The sequence below is a fragment of the Bacteroides nordii genome, assembly GCF_019930665.1.
Taxonomy (GTDB): Bacteria; Bacteroidota; Bacteroidia; order Bacteroidales; family Bacteroidaceae; genus Bacteroides; species Bacteroides nordii.
Genome location: NZ_CP082886.1, coordinates 1,508,087 through 1,525,484, shown reverse-complemented (window position 1 = coordinate 1,525,484; position 17,398 = coordinate 1,508,087). Strand labels below are relative to the sequence as shown.

13 protein-coding genes are annotated in these 17,398 nt (G+C 42.2%); 5 read left to right on the top strand and 8 right to left on the bottom strand.

Annotated elements, in window-relative coordinates; translation table 11 throughout:
* From K8P02_RS05890 to K8P02_RS05880, 3 genes are all read right to left on the bottom strand, one after another.
* A complete protein-coding gene (locus K8P02_RS05890; RefSeq protein ID WP_025867747.1) occupies positions 1–1,461 on the bottom strand; it encodes an ATP-binding cassette domain-containing protein in 1,461 nt (486 codons plus the stop codon).
* A 63-nt stretch (positions 1,462–1,524) separates the two neighbouring features.
* The gene (locus tag K8P02_RS05885) at positions 1,525–2,424 is read right to left on the bottom strand and encodes an HlyD family secretion protein (protein ID WP_007485998.1); all 900 of its coding nucleotides are present in this window, start codon (positions 2,422–2,424) and stop codon (positions 1,525–1,527) included.
* 12 nt (positions 2,425–2,436) lie between these two features.
* Positions 2,437–3,693, bottom strand: coding sequence for a TolC family protein (locus tag K8P02_RS05880; RefSeq protein WP_007486000.1), 1,257 nt, complete (start codon positions 3,691–3,693; stop codon positions 2,437–2,439).
* Between the two features lie 191 nt (positions 3,694–3,884).
* Between K8P02_RS05880 and K8P02_RS05875 the strand changes: the two genes are divergently transcribed.
* Positions 3,885–4,775, top strand: a complete 891-nt coding sequence (locus K8P02_RS05875) for a helix-turn-helix domain-containing protein (protein WP_025867746.1) — start codon at positions 3,885–3,887, stop codon at positions 4,773–4,775.
* Positions 4,776–4,916: 141 nt separating this feature from the next.
* Positions 4,917–5,465, top strand: coding sequence for a 30S ribosomal protein S16 (locus K8P02_RS05870; protein ID WP_002562659.1), 549 nt, complete (start codon positions 4,917–4,919; stop codon positions 5,463–5,465).
* Between the two features lie 445 nt (positions 5,466–5,910).
* Here the strand turns inward: K8P02_RS05870 and K8P02_RS05865 are convergent, their stop codons facing one another.
* From K8P02_RS05865 to K8P02_RS05845, 5 genes are all read right to left on the bottom strand, one after another.
* Positions 5,911–6,621 (bottom strand): DUF3784 domain-containing protein, encoded by a 711-nt coding sequence (locus tag K8P02_RS05865; protein WP_002562660.1) that lies wholly within the window; start codon positions 6,619–6,621, stop codon positions 5,911–5,913.
* 66 nt (positions 6,622–6,687) lie between these two features.
* The gene (gene bla, locus K8P02_RS05860) at positions 6,688–8,712 is read right to left on the bottom strand and encodes a class A beta-lactamase, subclass A2 (RefSeq protein WP_025867745.1); all 2,025 of its coding nucleotides are present in this window, start codon (positions 8,710–8,712) and stop codon (positions 6,688–6,690) included.
* A 23-nt stretch (positions 8,713–8,735) separates the two neighbouring features.
* On the bottom strand, positions 8,736–9,410 hold the full coding sequence (locus K8P02_RS05855; RefSeq protein WP_025867744.1) for an HAD family hydrolase: 675 nt from the start codon (positions 9,408–9,410) through the stop codon (positions 8,736–8,738).
* Positions 9,410–10,603 (bottom strand): glycosyltransferase family 87 protein, encoded by a 1,194-nt coding sequence (locus K8P02_RS05850; RefSeq protein WP_025867743.1) that lies wholly within the window; start codon positions 10,601–10,603, stop codon positions 9,410–9,412. Before K8P02_RS05850 ends, K8P02_RS05855 begins: the two co-directional genes overlap by 1 nt.
* A gap of 33 nt (positions 10,604–10,636) precedes the next feature.
* The gene (locus K8P02_RS05845) at positions 10,637–11,584 is read right to left on the bottom strand and encodes a glycosyltransferase family 2 protein (protein ID WP_007486008.1); all 948 of its coding nucleotides are present in this window, start codon (positions 11,582–11,584) and stop codon (positions 10,637–10,639) included.
* Positions 11,585–11,875: 291 nt separating this feature from the next.
* Between K8P02_RS05845 and K8P02_RS05840 the strand changes: the two genes are divergently transcribed.
* From K8P02_RS05840 to K8P02_RS05830, 3 genes are read left to right on the top strand one after another with little or no spacing between them, the layout of a single operon-like run.
* Entirely contained in the window at positions 11,876–13,138 is a 1,263-nt protein-coding gene (locus K8P02_RS05840) for a TolC family protein (RefSeq protein WP_025867741.1), read from the top strand.
* Positions 13,139–13,181: 43 nt separating this feature from the next.
* On the top strand, positions 13,182–14,237 hold the full coding sequence (locus tag K8P02_RS05835; protein WP_223382394.1) for an efflux RND transporter periplasmic adaptor subunit: 1,056 nt from the start codon (positions 13,182–13,184) through the stop codon (positions 14,235–14,237).
* A gap of 15 nt (positions 14,238–14,252) precedes the next feature.
* Positions 14,253–17,378: an efflux RND transporter permease subunit gene (locus K8P02_RS05830; protein ID WP_223382111.1), complete on the top strand. Its 3,126-nt coding sequence runs from the start codon at positions 14,253–14,255 to the stop codon at positions 17,376–17,378.
* Positions 17,379–17,398 lie beyond the last annotated feature (20 nt).

The window sequence follows — 17,398 nt, the reverse complement described above, 5'->3', positions numbered from 1 at the left end:
TTAATCTGCTTTACGAACGGCCTTACGAGCCAATTGTTGAAATACGTCATCCATTGTTTGCGCATGGAACTTCTCTTTGAGTTCACGGGGAGTATCAAGAGCTTCAATACGTCCATCCACCATAATAGAAACACGGTCACAATACTCAGCCTCATCCATATAATGGGTGGTAACAAAGACGGTTATACCACGGTCGGCAGCCTGATAAATGAGTTCCCAGAATTGACGGCGGGTGGCAGGATCTACTCCTCCGGTCGGCTCATCTAAAAAAACAATCTTCGGTTCATGAAAAATAGAGACTGAAAAGGCCAGTTTTTGTTTCCATCCCAGGGGGAGGCTTTTCACAAGCGTCTCACGTTCGGCAGTAAAACCAAGACGTTCCAATAACTCATCGGTTTTATTAGCTATCTCCCTCTCTTTCATACCATATATACCGGCAAAGAGGCGAATGTTTTCCCAGACTTTAAGATCCTCGTACAAAGAAAACTTCTGACTCATATAGCCTATATTTTTCTTAATTTCTTCAGACTGAGTGAAAAGATCAAATCCGGCTACCCTACCACTGCCGAAAGTCGGTTTACTTAGTCCGCAAAGCATACGCATAGCAGTTGTCTTTCCGGCACCATTGGCGCCCAGGAAACCAAAAATTTCACCACGATTTACCTGAAACGAGATATGATCTACAGCGGTAAACGTACCAAAACGCTTACAGAGGTTATCAACTTCGATAACAGTTTCGCCTTTATGACGCAACTCCTCCCGTTCCAATCCCGGTGGACACAGGATATGGGCAAATTCCCGAAGGATACATTCCGGAGTATCAATGCCATGTATTTGTCCTTCGTTGATAAATGCGATCCGGTCACACTGACGGGCTTCATCCATGATAGGCGTAGAGGCTATAATAGTAATACCCTGCTCTTTGAGACGACGCAGCATTTCCCAAAACTCTTTGCGGGAAACAGGATCGACTCCGGTAGTAGGTTCATCCAGAAAAAGAATATCCGGTTTATGAATCAAAGCACAGCTTAATGCAAGTTTCTGTTTCATTCCCCCCGACAATGCTCCTGCACGACGTTTCTTAAAAGGTTCTATCTGCTGATAGATATCCTTCACCAAATCATAATTTTCTTCTATTGTAGTGTGAAAAACGGTAGCAAAAAAGTTCAGGTTCTCTTCCACCGTCAGGTCCTGGTAAAGTGAAAACCCACCGGGCATATAACCTACTTTCCGGCGAATCTCTTTATAATCTTTCACCACATCCGCTCCACCTACAGTAGCCGTACCTTCATCGGCAAGCAATAAAGTAGTAAGTATACGAAACAGTGTACTCTTCCCTGCTCCGTCCGGACCAATAAGTCCAAAAAGTTCACCGGGTTTCACAGCAAAAGAAACTCCACGAAGCGCCTCCACCTTCCCATAACGTTTGCTTATATTATCTACCACTACTTCCATCTCCATCTCCTAACTTTTTCTATTTCCCACAACTTTCAACTCTCATTTTCAACTTTCAACTTTCCATTTTCAATTAAAACAAACTCCTCCATACATCCCTATTTTCAAGTACCCGTCATTCTTCACGGATATCTTCACTGCATATACTAAATTAGCACGCTCATCTTTAGTAAGGATGGTCTTAGGGGTAAATTCCGAACGGTCAGATATCCAGGTAACAACTCCCGGATACTCTTTTCGGGTATCATTGCCGTAGTCTGAAAATACAGTCGCCTTCTGTCCAAGTTTCACCTGTGAAAGCTGTTCAGAGGTTATATAGGCACGAATATACATCTGTTCCATATCCGCCACTTTAAACAAGGGTTTCCCCATAGTAGCCAGCTCACCGGCTTCGGCATATTTGGCAAGAACCATCCCATTAAGAGGAGATGTAATATGGCATTTCATTAATTGATCTTCTATCTGTGCCACCTGAATACCTACTGAAGAACTTTGCCACGTAAGGCTTTGCCGGCTGTTGAGCAAGGTTGAACCCTGGGCAATCAATTGCCGTTGAAGTACAGAAAGATGTGCATCCGCATCATCCAGTTGTTTTTGATTGGCAGCTCCCGCCTTCAACAGATTTTCAACACGACGTTTCTCACGTTCGGCAGTGACAATCTGTTCTTTTAAAGCAGCTACCTGTTTCAGGATATCAGGTCGCTGATCTTCTACCGACTTCACATTAGCTTCCAATTGTATCTTCTTCAGATAAAGCTGAACAGTATCTACAAGTCCCACCTGCTGACCGGCTTTTACAGGTGTGCCTTCTTCTACTTCCAGACTCAATAATTTACCGGTTGCTTCGGAAGACACGAGTACTTCGGTTGTTTCAAATGTTCCGGTAGCATCATAATCGGGACTACCGCTTCCACAAGCAGCAGCTATAAACAGTAGGGAAGAAAATCCTATAAATTTCATTCGTTTCATAACAGGGCTATTTTATAAATTAATGGTATATTTTAGTTTCCAGATATTCATCAGCAATTGAATTTCGTGTAGAGCTTTGGTCTGCCGTGCCATACTCTCTGAAGTAATCTCACGTAACAGATCCGTAACAGTCAGTGTACCGTTTGCCACTTTTGCTTCAGCTGCCAGACGGATATTAGTGCGCAGACGAATAATCTCTTCATCATCCTGCATCTGTTTCCGCATAGAAACAATACCACTGTTTTGTTGGGTAGCTTGCAGGCGGGTATTAAAAAGAAAGACATCCCGGTTGTTTTGCAATTGCTGCTTATTGGTCGATATCAGTTTTTTATCATTTCGCAATGTATATAAACTCCCGAAGTTCCACGACAACCGTACTCCTGCTACATAAAAAGGAGAAAACTCATCTTTCAGCATATTCAATCCGGGATTGCCATAAGCTCCCTGTACAAAAAGTCCGAAACGAGGCATATAACCTGTTTTCAATGCTTCTTCCTGTATTTGCAAACGTTGATTTTGTGCATCAAACCATATCAATTCCGGACGACGTATATCTCCCAAAGGAGATACCTCACTTTCCACAGGTTTCTTCAACGTGGTATTTTCCGTCAGATCCTCCCCTGTCAGTAATGCCAGCATCTGTACATAGGCCTGTCTCGAAGCGGAAAGCTCCACCCGCTTCTGCCGGGTATTCAACTGTTCCACTTTTACAGCATCAAGATCAGACTGACTGGCTATTCCATTCTCCATATAAGCACTGATCTGCCGGAAACTACGCTCCAGTTCGTCTTGCAAAAGCTGATTTTGTATAAGCTGTTCATCCAACAAGAGAATACTGAAATACAATTGATCTACTCTCTCATTCAGAGCATACATCTCTACATTCAACTTCTCCCGTTCCACATCAGAAGACGCAAGGGTCATCTCTTTTTTAGTATGTATCTCTCCACCATCCCAAATGTTCTGTTTCAGCTCTAACATCACCTGATACTGATCCTTGGGCTGACCTTTAATATCTATTCCGGGAATTTTTACAGGAAGTTCGGTCACATCACTCTGATAACTGGCCTTTGCCGAAAGGGCAAACTGCGGCAGATATCCTTTCGAAGCATTATTCAGATTATACTCTTTAGTTTTTTCTATAAGACCATACTGCCTCACTAACGGATAGTTGTCCTGCGTTTTCTGCCGACACTCTTCCAAAGTTATCTGTCCGTACATACACGATACAGCCAGCAGAAATGATAATGAAAGAATCATTCGTTTCATATTCTTCTTCTCTATTAATTTCTTTTCTGCAAAGATAGGTAAATAGAACATGCAACCAGGTTCCAATAGTTTGCAATGATGTCCCATTAGTTCGATAATGAACAGATTTGAATAAAATTCACCTGTAGATTACAATGTAGTCTTATCTTCATATTGTATCTTTGTGAAAAATACAACAACTCCTGTCTGTTATGGAAGAAAAGAATAAGCCTCTCGAACTGGCACTCGACTTACTAAAACATACCCAAATTGCACGTAACAATGAGTATAGGTATATAAATCCCGATTTTGGTATCGTCATTAGTTTTGCCGGATTAGATAGCTATCTCTTTAAAATAGGACAACCCTACCGTACCAAAGAGGGACGGATTATCCGCGCCTTACGAGGAAGAGCCCGTATATCAGTCAATCTGATAGAATACGATGCTTTTCCGGAAATGATAATTATCACCCCACCGGACTCCATCATTCAGGTGATAAGCTTTTCCCCCGACTATGATTTTCAAGTGATTGTAGCAAGTAACATTTTTTTGCCTGTTCCCCACAGAGAAGATCTGACCGATTCATATATGAAACAGGGTATCGTGATAAAACTGACGAATAAAGAATGGGACGAAATGGGAATGTACTTCTCACTGATCTGGGAAACAGTACAAGAATCCACTTTCCGGAAAGAAGTAGTACAGCATCTGCTTACAGCGCTTCTATATAATATAAGGTATATACAAAAAAAGAACCAAAGCAGCATCAACCAATCGCCCTCACACCAGGAAGAATTATTCCGCCGGTTTATTGCTCTGGTCAACGAGTACAATAAAAAAGAACGTACCGTAAGTTTCTATGCAGATAAACTCTGCCTTACCCCTCGTTATCTGAATACCGTCATACGACAAGTAAGCCAACAGACGGTAATGGAATGGATTAATCAGGCCGTCACGCTCGAAGCTCAAGTCTTACTAAAACATAGTAACTTAATGGTTTATCAAATTGCTGATGAATTGAATTTCCCCAATCCCTCTTTCTTTTGCAAATTCTTCAAGAGAAGAACGGGAATGACACCACAGGAATATCAAAAAAGATAAATACAGCCCTACATCAGAATCCGCATATTGCAAATAATCAGTAAGATACTTTGCCAGTTCAAACTAAAACCGTATCTTTGCGCCCGCTATTACGAGTTAGTAGCATTAATTCAAATCATTAATTAAAAACATTTATTTAAAATGGCAACCAAAATCAGATTGCAAAGACACGGACGTAAAAGTTACGCGTTTTATTCAATTGTAATTGCAGACAGCAGAGCACCACGTGATGGTAAATTTACAGAGAAGATTGGTACTTACAACCCGAACACCAATCCTGCTACAGTAGATTTGAATTTCGACGCTGCATTGGCATGGGTATTGAAAGGTGCACAACCTACCGATACTGTACGCAACATCCTTTCTCGCGAAGGTGTTTACATGAAGAAACATCTCCTTGGCGGTGTAGCTAAAGGTGCATTTGGCGAAGCTGAAGCTGAAGCAAAATTCGAAGCTTGGAAAAACAACAAGCAGACAGGACTTGCTACTCTGAAAGCTAAAGAAGATGAAGCTAAAAAAGCAGAAGCAAAAGCACGTTTAGAAGCTGAAAAGAAAGTAAACGAAGCAAAAGCGAAAGCATTGGCAGAAAAGAAAGCGGCTGAAGCTGCTGAAAAGGCTGCTGCTGAAGCACCTGCAGAAGAAGCTGCTGCTCCGGCAGAAGAGGCTCCTGCTACTGAAGCTGCTGAATAATAGTAAGCAAATTCACCAAAATGGGATTAAAACTATAAGGTCCTCTCCAGCTTGCCGGGGAGGATTTTTTGTGCTTCCCGCACGGGAAGGTTCAGCAGGCGATAACAGGGAGAGATGTTTATAAAAGATAGTTGCCAAAATAATAAGCAAGTGGGTTTGCTAAAACGAAGATAAAAAAGAGGGCAACAGGAAAAAGATTAAAGAGAAGGAAACACATCATTCATTTTCAGCGTTTTAGAATACTATTTATTGGAAGCAAAAGTACGTACTTTAAAACACCCAAAGTACGTACTTAATGGGCAATTAAATACGTACTTTTTCCGTGGTAAAATACGTATTCTTACATCTTAAAAGTACGTACTTCTATCGGTATGAGAAATAGGATTCCGAAAAGGCATTAACATTGTTAATTTATGCCCCTGTTTACAAACCTTATCACCTACTTTTAATGGATCCACTTCTTCAACTCCTTATACAAAGCTTCTGTGATTTCACTGTTCTTCGAATTAAAGAATATCTCCTTACCTGTATTCTCCTTAAACATGATATAGGGTTTGCTGTGCGAAGAGAGTAATAACAGACAGTTGCCTCCGTCTTTCAGCTTGAACCACCCTTTACTTATACCACCTATAGAAAGTCCATTAAGACGAAGCCCGATATCGGGAAGAGAGTCTATCAAACAAATCCCGGTTATCTCTTCCAGGGTTCTGGATGTACCATACATTCCCGTAAAAATCAGCTTATCCTCCTTTATCTTTATAGTTGCCGGATTCATACCATATGCTATAAATGCAGCAATCACCGCAATAGTAAGCACACTAATAGCAACCACATACTTCGTACTTTTCTTGGGAGGATTATGATCAAATTTATTTGCCTTGATTATCAGATACGGAATATAGAGTATAGGCAGAAGAATGCAATAACTGGCCCAGTCTGCATGCCCTACCCCAAGACAGGCATAATAAGTAAGTAAAGGTACGGTTCCCATTCCCACCAGACTATAACACATAAAAGTAGACAATCCTTTGACATCTACATTTTCTTTCTCTTCTTTAGACATTGTATTATATCCTGCAATAAGAATCGGGAAGCGCTTTACGAGTACCCCGAGCCCAATGAGGATGAAAGCTGTAATCAACACTGTAGTTTCCATAATCAAGTTTATTAACTCATTTCCACATCAACAAAAATCCCTTATTTTACCTCCGAAAGATAAGAATTATTCTTCAGAAAACAGGAAAAGTTGCTCTTTTCCTTGCAAATCGACTGCCTTGAGTGACTTAGCACGCGAACTACGTAGTTTCAACAAAGCACAAAAGTCGTCTTCTACATTATATCCATTGACCTCTTTTACAACGAATCCTCTTCGTACTCCTATCCGGTAGGCCTTTGAGTTTTCCCACACCAACCCGATTTTGATCCGGCCTTCTTCGGGGATAAATGAAATGCCGGAACCACCGGTATCAGGCAGTATTACTGACGAAATACCGTCATACGGCATGAAAAGATATTGCTTTCGGGGAAAATCAAGAATCATCTGCCCATAGTTAAGCAAACCGGCTCCGACACGCGAAGTAACCCCTGTATGTGTTTCTGTCATCACATTCCTGAAAGTGACCGGACCGATCTTCATCCAGTCAAACCTCAAACGATAACGCAAAGTATCCCGGCCAGCACCTGTTATGCCAATAGAAGAAGCTCCATAAGCACAGTCCGTCACACACCGTTCTATCTTTTTAGGCATACGATTCTTCAATAGAATAAATACCTCATCGCAGAGGTCATAAAGTTCCGGAGCTCCCGTATCAAAAAGTACTCCGGTCTCCTGCAATCTACGGAATAGCTTTATATCCAAAAGGGGGCAGTTTGCTATCACCTTCATCCGTCTCCGTTTTCCTTTCTCTGCCTTAAAATGATTTTTCCTGTCTGTCAGGATCAGCCGTTGGTTTCTGGTATCTATCTTAACCGATAAATTCTGCAAAATCTCACTTCCTATCAGCCCGTCTACTCCTTCACAGTTGAAAAGACTATTCTCATTCATATCCCAAAGAGTAGCCGGATAATGATTGAAATGCAGTTTTCCTAAACGCAACTCCCTTACATCTGCCATGTTTACAGCAATACGTACGCCGTTGGCATCACGTGCACTATCTCCTCTATAAGTATCTTCGCCACTTAACAACTCTTTATTCAGAAGCAAAGAGGAAGCACCGGTATCAAAAAGAAATTTCCGCTCAGTACCATTCACTGAAGCGGAAATTAAAATACGATTCTGAGAAAATTCAAAAGGGATGGTATCGGCAAAATTCTGTTCGCTGGTATAAGGAATTTTTCGCTCTTTGGGTGCATTGTAATATTCATATACCTTTCGGGATATCTCGGAAATAAGAGTTGCATTCGTTTTGTCATCTTCTCTGGAATCTGTTACAAACACTGCTATACTATATTGCCTCCCATCGGGCAAACGGACAAATCCCATGTCATTATCTCCCGCTTTCAGCCCCGATTTGTTTCTGCCGGAAGAACCCGTCTTATGCCCAAATACAACCTCCCGGGGTAATCCGGCTTTTAACTTATCGTTTCCTGTAACAGTTCCTATCATTAACTTCTCTAAATACTCTTTATATCCGGAATGCCGAAACAATGTTTCTGTACGAAACTTCTCCATCACCTGAACGGCTGCAAACGGCGTAGTCCAGTTGAGATATTGATATTCAAAAGCTTCATTCAGTTTCTCTTCATTTGCCTCAATCTTAAAATCTTCTATACCCAACGTGCGGACATATTTATCGACCACTCCCGTGCCACCTATATAACGAAGCAAAATATCACAGGCGTTATTATCACTCTCCGATATACTGTACCGCAATAATTCCCCCACAGAGATATTAAACTCTCCTTCGGGGCGGGCATCTCTCAAAGGACTATAAGTATCGGGCAGCAGATCTGCTTTGCGAACATATATTTCTGTTTCCAAAGGCAACTGCCGTGTATCGAGATAATCCATCACCGCCAATGCCTGATGAAACTTAAAAACACTCATCAAAGGGTAATGATGGGGATTGTTGTAAGTGAATGTCTCCCGCCCTTCAAACACAACAGCCACTCCTACCTTTGCCTGTTTTCCTTGCAACAAGATGTCAAGCTCTTTTGTCAAAGGATGTTGTGCTCTTGCGTAAGGCAATATTAAAAGCAGACACATCATCAGCAAGCTCCGCACAAAAACAGTTCTTTTTGTATCCATTACTCTCTCCTGTTTATTTTCTGTTACTTCAATAAAAGCTCTCCCAAGTCTGCAATGTCCTCCACAATATAATCTGCTCCGGCTTTCGTCAGTTCCTCTCTGTCACCATATCCATAAAGTACACCGATTGAATCAATGCCTACTGCCTTTGCACCTATGATATCATGCTTCCGGTCACCAATCATCACCACACGGTTCAGATCCGTAATTCCGTTCTCATGCAGCACATATTCTATCACCTCTGCTTTCGTATGTCGTGAACCATCCAGACCACTGCCACCAACAAAAGAAAAACAACCGTCCAAATGAAAATGTTCCAAAATAAGCCGGGCAAAAACATCCGGTTTGGAAGTTGCCATCATCAATTGATATCCTTGTTGACGTGCCTTTTCCAGAAGTTCGGCAATGCCGGGATACACCTCATTCTCATAAAGCCCTGTCTCCGAATACCGTTCCCGGTATTTTTTCACTGCCTCCTCTGCCTGTGCTTCCGTAAACTGATAAAACTCCATAAAAGAGTCTTTCAGCGGAGGGCCGATAAAAGGACACAATTCCCGAAGATCGTTCACAACGATGCCGAAGTGATTGAGTGCATAGTCTACAGAGCGGGTAATGCCCTGCATAGGATCAGTAACGGTACCATCCAGATCGAAGAAGAGATACCGGTATTTAGCGGATAAATTATTATTCTGTTTCATCATCTTTTTGACGGACGAAGATAAGGCAAAAGAGTGGCAAAAACAAATGAAGAGCAAAACGTTATCCAAACCATCCGAAGCCAGGTGATTGTGAATATCCAGATATTAAGAGTCATAGTCAGGAAAAAGAAACGCCATACTACACCAGGGCAAAATAAATCTATCGGCATCAATCCTAATACAATCAGATTACTGTAATACAGTATTTTATCTATCCGGGAAGGCTGACGACTATAATACCACAACATATATCCCAGGAGTGCTATTACATAAGTGTGATACTCCGATGAGGTACCGAAAAGAATAACCCATCCCATCAATATACCAAGTGCCTGTACTCTAAATGCAAAATCCTTGTATTTAGACCGGTTTACTAAAACCAAAAAAGCCAATAGAACTATAGCAAATATCTGGGCTATTGTAGTCCATGCAGGCGGTTGCGAAAAGAATGGCTTCAGATAGAAGAAGGTATGAAAAACACGAAGCGTTTTCTGATGTGCCAACCCATTAAACCAATGTTCATAATATCCAGACAACTCCATAACAGGTATTTTTATCAATGGTACAAAAATATATAGGGCTGCAATTAATGCAACATACCCGAAGTTTTTCCACACTTTAGGATAAAACAACAACATTCCCAACTGAAAAACACCATAAATTTTAGTAAATCCGGATAACAATATAATCAGGATAGCCGGCAGATACTTACCACGTTCCAGTAAAGAAAATGAAAAGAGAAAGAAATAAGCAACACTTACATTGTACTGAAATGACAGCAACGTTGTTGCTAAGATAGGCAATGTATACAGGAATATCTTGCATTTTGTCTCCTTGGTATATTTATCCGGTAATGTAAATATAGAAATAAAATAGAGCGTAAAATTCATTAAGTTCCACACAAAAGGCGCAAGCCATGAAGGCAGATAAGCAAACGGGCTAAAGAATATGTTAAACAAAGGTCCATAAAGAAACACATCGTGTCCTTTTTCCTCTGCCCATGCTGCTCCATATGGAATAATACCATTCCAGAAGTCTCTGGTGGCATCACTAAATATCATAAAGTTATACTGTCTGCCACGTGCTACTTCCGAAAACGTAAGGGCAGCCGTCAGAATAAAGCCAATTGTAAACCATAGATTAGTCTTTGCAAAAAGATTGCTACCAACTATTTGCTTCTTAAATATGTACATGATTATTTGTGTGTTTAAAAGTCGAAAATCAGATTAGTTTGTTTCTTCAATGTTTGTACTGTATTCATTTATATAATAGACAGGCCTTTTCTTCGTTTCAGAAAAGACAATACCTAAATATTCGCCTATAATCCCTAATGCGAGTAACTGAATTCCTCCTAAAAAAAGAATAACACTCATTAATGACGGATACCCTGATACAGGATCTCCCCAAATAGCAGCCCGTACAACAACAGTTATTAAATAGACGAATGCCGTGAAAGATACTACGACGCCAATTAACGACACAATACGCAAAGGAGTTTTGGAAAACGAAGTAAAACCTTTAATTGCCAGATTAGTCAATTTCCAATAATTCCATTTAGTACAACCTGCCGCTCTTGCATCCCGCTCATAATATATAGGCTTTTTTTTAAGGCCAATGTAAGAAAACAGTCCTTTCATATTCCGCTCATTTTCTTTCAGTTGCCGCAAAGCATCAATAGCCCGTTTACTAAACATCCTATAATCACCCGTATCTTCTTGGATAGGAATATCCGACATCGTTTTTAATAATCTATAGTATAGCTTGGAAGTGGCTTTCTTCAAAAAGGATTCTCCTTTCCTATTAGAACGCTTTGCATACACATCATCATATCCCTGCTCTATTTCCTTAAACATTTCAAGAATCAATTCGGGAGGATCCTGTAAATCGGCATCAATAATGACCAATGCATCACCTTTTATATAGTCAATGCCGGCAGCCATTGCAATCTCCTTTCCGAAATTACGTGATAAATCAACCAAAGATACCCGTTTATCTTTCTTTTGAACCTCCTTCATCAAAAGCAGAGAGTTATCTTTACTGCCATCATTCACAAACAGTATTTCAGATTTACAAGGTAGCTTTGAAAGTACGCAACTCAGTCTCTCATAGAGTAATAGGAAACACTCTTCTTCATTATAGACAGGCACCAGTACACTTAACATATTTATATCCATGATGAGTTATTACATTTATTGTTCAGAAGTCTATTCTCATAGTGTTTATTTTGCGCCGAAATATAAATAATATTTCCTAAACCACACAACCTTTTTATCATAAAAAAAATTAACTACCAAGCAAATAATCCACTTTATAATAATCTCTTCAATATATCAATAAAAACTCTGTATACAGAGCAACAAACCTATTTCTAACCACTTTCTAATCTCACCTAAGTGTATTATAATCACCTTTAGAATGCCTTTCAAAGAGAGAGCCTTACTTTTGTCCGCAAATTAAAAGTAAGAATGAAAAGGCTGATTATTATTTTATTTTTCTCTTCTATCTACGGGCTCCTGCATGCACAGGAATCTCCTTTGCAGCTATCACTGAAAGATGCAGAAAAGATGTTTTTAGAACGCAACCTGTCATTAATTGCCGAACGATATAATATTGACAAGGCACAGGCACAAGTGACACAGGCACGGTTATTTGACAATCCCGTAATCTCACTTGAACAGAATGTATACAACCGACTGAACGGTAAGTACTTTGATGTAGGAAAAGAAGGAGAAGCCACTACCGAAATAGAACAGGTTATCAATCTTGCCGGACAACGTAATAAACGGGTACGGCTGGAAAAGGTAAACAAGGAGATAGCCGAACATCAATTTGAAGAAGTATTGCGTACCCTGCGAAGCGAACTGAACAAGACTTTTGTTGAAATATGTTTCTCCACCCGCTCTATCGGGATATACGACAAAGAGATCGAATCTCTCAGCCTGTTGATGAAAGCCTTCAGGGAGCAGCAAAATAAAGGAAACATCTCTCTGTTAGAGAGTTCACGATTGGAATCTTTACTCCTATCGCTCCGTAAAGAGAAGAATGAACAGGAAAACAACCTCGTGAACTTACGTGGTGAGCTAAACTTGTTACTAAGCCTCCCTGCCGGACAGGATATAGACCTGCTGCTGGATGATGATATTCTGAAACAAGTGGATACAGCTGCCGTTCCTTTTGCGGATATGGATAATATGCTTTCTGTCCGTCCTGATCTGAAAATGGCCCATAGCAATGTTACGGCTGCCAAAGCGAACCTGAAGTTACAGCGTTCTATGGCAGCGCCGGAGTTTTCAATCAAAGGTATGTATGACCGCGCCGGAAACTTCATCAACAACTACTTCGCCGTAGGGGTCAGTGTCTCCGTCCCTATCTTCAACCGTAACCAGGGAAACATTAAATCGGCTAAAATCGATATTATGCAAAACGGAAAGGAAGAAGAATATGCCATAGAAAAGGCACGTATGGAGTTATACGCAGCTTATAGTCAGCTACAAAAAGCAGTAGAATTGTACCGGTCGTCCAATGATGAACTGGAGCACAACTTCGGACGCCTTATCGAAGGAGTAAATGAAAACTTCCGGAAACGGAACATCAGCATGCTTGAATTCATCGACTATTATCAAAGTTACAAAGAAACCTGCCTGCAACTGTATGAGCTCAAAAAAGATGTATTCCTCGCTATGGAGAACTTAAACACAATTGTCGGACAAACTGTATTTAACTATTAGAATCAATATGAACCGTATCTTACTACCCGTTTGCCTCTGCGTCATGATACTGAGTGCTTGTGGCAGACAAACAGAAACTCCCAAAGAGATATCTCAGGAACTCTTCCTTACAGACAGTTTACAAAACGTAGTATCGGTAGATACTGTATACACACATGAAGTGACTGACGAACTGACTCTCAACGGCAGGGTTACCTTCAATCAGGAACAAGTGGCACGTGTGTTTCCTATTTTTGGAGGTACAGTGACTGAGGTCTCTGCCGAAATCGGTGATCATGTACGCAAAGGAGATATACTTGCCATCATCCGGAGTGGCGAAGTAGCCGATTATGAGAAACAAAAGAAAGAAGCAGAACAACAACTTATCATCGCCCGTCGCAACTTGCAATCTGTACAGGATATGTTTACCTCCGGCATGGCATCAGAACGTGATGTATTGCAAGCTCACCAGGAACTAAACAATGCCGAAGCAGAAGAAAAGAGAATCACGGAGATCTTCTCCATCTATCATCTTGCCGGAAAATCGCTTTATCTGGTGAAAGCCCCGGTATCCGGTTTTATCGTAGAAAAGAATATCAATAAAGAGATGCAGATACGTTCGGACCAAAACGATGAGATGTTTACCATCTCCGGATTGGAGAATGTATGGGTAATGGCAGACGTATATGAGAGCGACATCAGTAAGGTACACGAAGGTGCTCCGGTACGTATCACTACCCTCGCCTACCCGGACAAAGAGTTCAGCGGAAAGATAGACAAAGTGTACAACATGCTGAATGACGAAAGCAAAACGATGAGTGTACGGATAAAACTCACCAATAAAGATTACCTGCTAAAACCGGGCATGTTTACCAATGTATGCGTGATAAGTAAGGTATCCGATAAGAAACTGCCACGCATAGACTCACACGCCCTTGTTTTTGAAAATGGAAAAAACTATGTAGTAGCAGCAGACGCCAACGGCAAACTCACTATAAAGGAAGTTGAAGTCTACCGCCAACTGAGCAAAGAGTGCTATCTTTCATCGGGTGTACAAGAGGGAGACCACATTCTGAATAAAAATGTATTGCTGGTTTACAACGCATTGAATGCTGATTAAAAGGAGGAACAAACGATGCATAAGTTTATTGACAACATTGTAGCCTTCTCACTGAAGAACAAGTTTTTTATCTTTTTCTGTACCACGATAGCCGTCATTGCCGGAGTTGTATCTTTTAAGCATACCCCGATTGATGCCTTCCCGGATGTAACGAATACCAAAGTGACCATCATCACCCAATGGCCGGGACGCAGTGCCGAAGAAGTGGAAAAGTTCATCACTATCCCCATTGAGATAGCGATGAATCCGGTGCAGAAGAAAACAGATATACGCTCCACGACCCTTTTTGGACTGTCGGTTATCAACGTGATGTTTGAAGATCAGGTGGACGACTTCACCGCGCGCCAGCAAGTGTACAATTTATTGAATGATGCTGATCTGCCGGATGGGATAACACCGGAAGTACAACCCCTCTACGGCCCTACGGGAGAGATATTCCGCTATACTTTGCGCAGTGATAAGCGAAACGTACGGGAACTGAAAACCATCCAGGACTGGGTGATTGAACGTAACCTCCGTTCGGTATCGGGCGTGGCAGATATTGTTAGTTTCGGCGGAGAGGTAAAGACGTTTGAAGTAAGCGTCAACCCTCACCAGCTTATTAATTACGGTATCACCGCGCTGGAGCTTTACAATGCCATCGCCAACAGTAACATCAATGTGGGTGGCGACGTGATCACCAAAAGTTCACAGGCATACGTAGTACGCGGTATCGGCCTCATCAACGACCTGGAAGAGTTACGGAACATCGTAGTAAAGAATATCAACGGCACTCCTGTGTTAGTACGCCATCTGGCAGATGTACACGAATCCTCCCTGCCTCGCCTGGGACAAGTAGGAAGAATGGATGAAGACGATGTAGTACAAGGCATCGTCGTAATGCGTAAGGGAGAAAACCCGGGAGAAGTGATTGATGCTCTAAAGACCAAAATAGAAGATATCAACAAGAATGTATTGCCCAAGGATGTACAGATTGTGCCCTTCTATGACCGTGAGGACCTTGTAAACCTCGCCGTACGAACGGTGACACATAACCTGATCGAAGGAATCCTGCTCGTGACCTTCATTGTACTGATATTCATGGCAGACTGGCGGACTACAGTGGTAGTGGCGGTAGTTATCCCGCTGGCACTGCTCTTTGCCTTTATCTGCCTGCGTGCCATGGGGATGTCGGCCAATCTCTTATCGATGGGGGCTATCGACTTCGGTATTATTATAGACGGTGCCGTGGTAATGGTGGAAGGGGTATTTGTGGCGCTCGATAAGAAAGCACGGGAAGTGGGAATGCCGGCTTTCAACCGTATGTCGAAAATGGGACTGATCCGCCATACAGCCAAAGACAAGGCAAAGGCTGTCTTTTTCTCCAAACTGATTATTATCACAGCCCTTATTCCTATCTTCTCTTTCCAGAAAGTAGAAGGCAAGATGTTCTCACCTCTCGCCTATACTCTCGGTTTTGCCTTGTTGGGTGCATTATTATTCACGCTTACACTGGTTCCGGTGATGTCGTCTATGTTATTAAAGAAGAATGTACGTGAAAAGAACAACTTCTTTGTCCGCTTCATCAACGAGAAGGCGAGCGCCCTGTTCAATAAATGCTATGCACACCGCAAACTATCCATCGGGTTGGCAAGTATTGTAGCTGTTGTCGGATTGTGGATGTTTACTCTGTTAGGTACTGAGTTCCTGCCACAGTTGAACGAAGGTTCTATCTACATCCGTGCTACCCTGCCACAAAGTATCTCGCTGGACGAATCGGTGAAACTCGCCAATCAGATGAGGCGCAAGCTCGCTGCTTATCCTGAGGTAAGACAAGTGCTTTCACAGACCGGACGCCCCAACGACGGTACGGATGCAACGGGGTTCTACAATATTGAATTTCATGTAGATATCTATCCGGAAAAAGAGTGGGAAAGCAAGCTGAGCAAGCTGCAACTGATAGATAAAATGCAGGATGACCTCTCACTCTATCCCGGTATCGACTTCAACTTTTCCCAGCCTATCACGGACAATGTGGAAGAAGCCGCTTCGGGTGTCAAAGGGTCTATCGCCGTAAAAGTATTCGGCAAAGACTTGTACAAGTCTGAGAAGATAGCAGTAGAAATAGACAAAATACTCGCTACCGTGCAAGGTATCGAAGACTTGGGTGTCATCCGTAACATCGGGCAGCCGGAACTGCGCATTGAATTGAATGAGCAGAGCCTGGCACGCTACGGTGTAGCTAAAGAAGATGTACAATCCATCATCGAAATGGCCATTGGCGGCAAGTCGGCTTCATTGCTTTACGAAGATGAACGCAAATTTAACATCATGGTGCGGTACAAACCGGAATACCGCCAAAATGAAGAAGAGATAGGCAAGATACTGGTACCCACCATGAACGGTACCATGATACCCATCAAAGAGCTGGCAGAGATAAAGACCATTACCGGCCCTCTGCTGATATTCCGTGATAACCACACCCGTTTCTGTGCCGTGAAATTCTCCGTACGCGGACGAGATATGGGAACTGCCGTAGCCGAAGCACAGAAGAAAGTGAATGCCTCTATACACCTGCCCGAAGGCTATACACTGAAATGGACAGGAGATTTTGAGAATCAGCAAAGGGCTACGAAGCGCCTTTCACAGGTAGTTCCGGTAAGTATTGCCATCATTTTTATCATCCTGTTTGTGTTGTTCTCCAACGCCCGGGATGCCGGACTGGTGCTGCTGAATGTACCTTTCGCCGCTGTTGGTGGCATTATCGCATTGCTCATCACGCACTTTAACTTCTCCATTTCGGCGGGTATCGGGTTTATCGCCTTATTCGGCATTTGCATTCAGAATGGTGTCATCATGATTTCGGATATCAAACACAACATACAGGCACGACTCCCCCTGCCCGAAGCGATCCAGACAAGTATGCGTTCCCGCATCCGTCCGGTAGTGATGACGGCAGCTATGGCAGCCATTGGCCTGATGCCGGCAGCTATGAGTCATGGTATCGGGTCGGAATCACAACGCCCCTTGGCTATTGTCATCATCGGCGGACTGATAGGAGCTACTTTCTTCGCCCTTTTCATTTTCCCGCTGATTGTGGAAGTGGTATACGAAAAGATGCTGTATGATAAAGAGGGAAACCTGAATCAGAGAAAGTTATGAGCAGATTCACCACAGAAGGT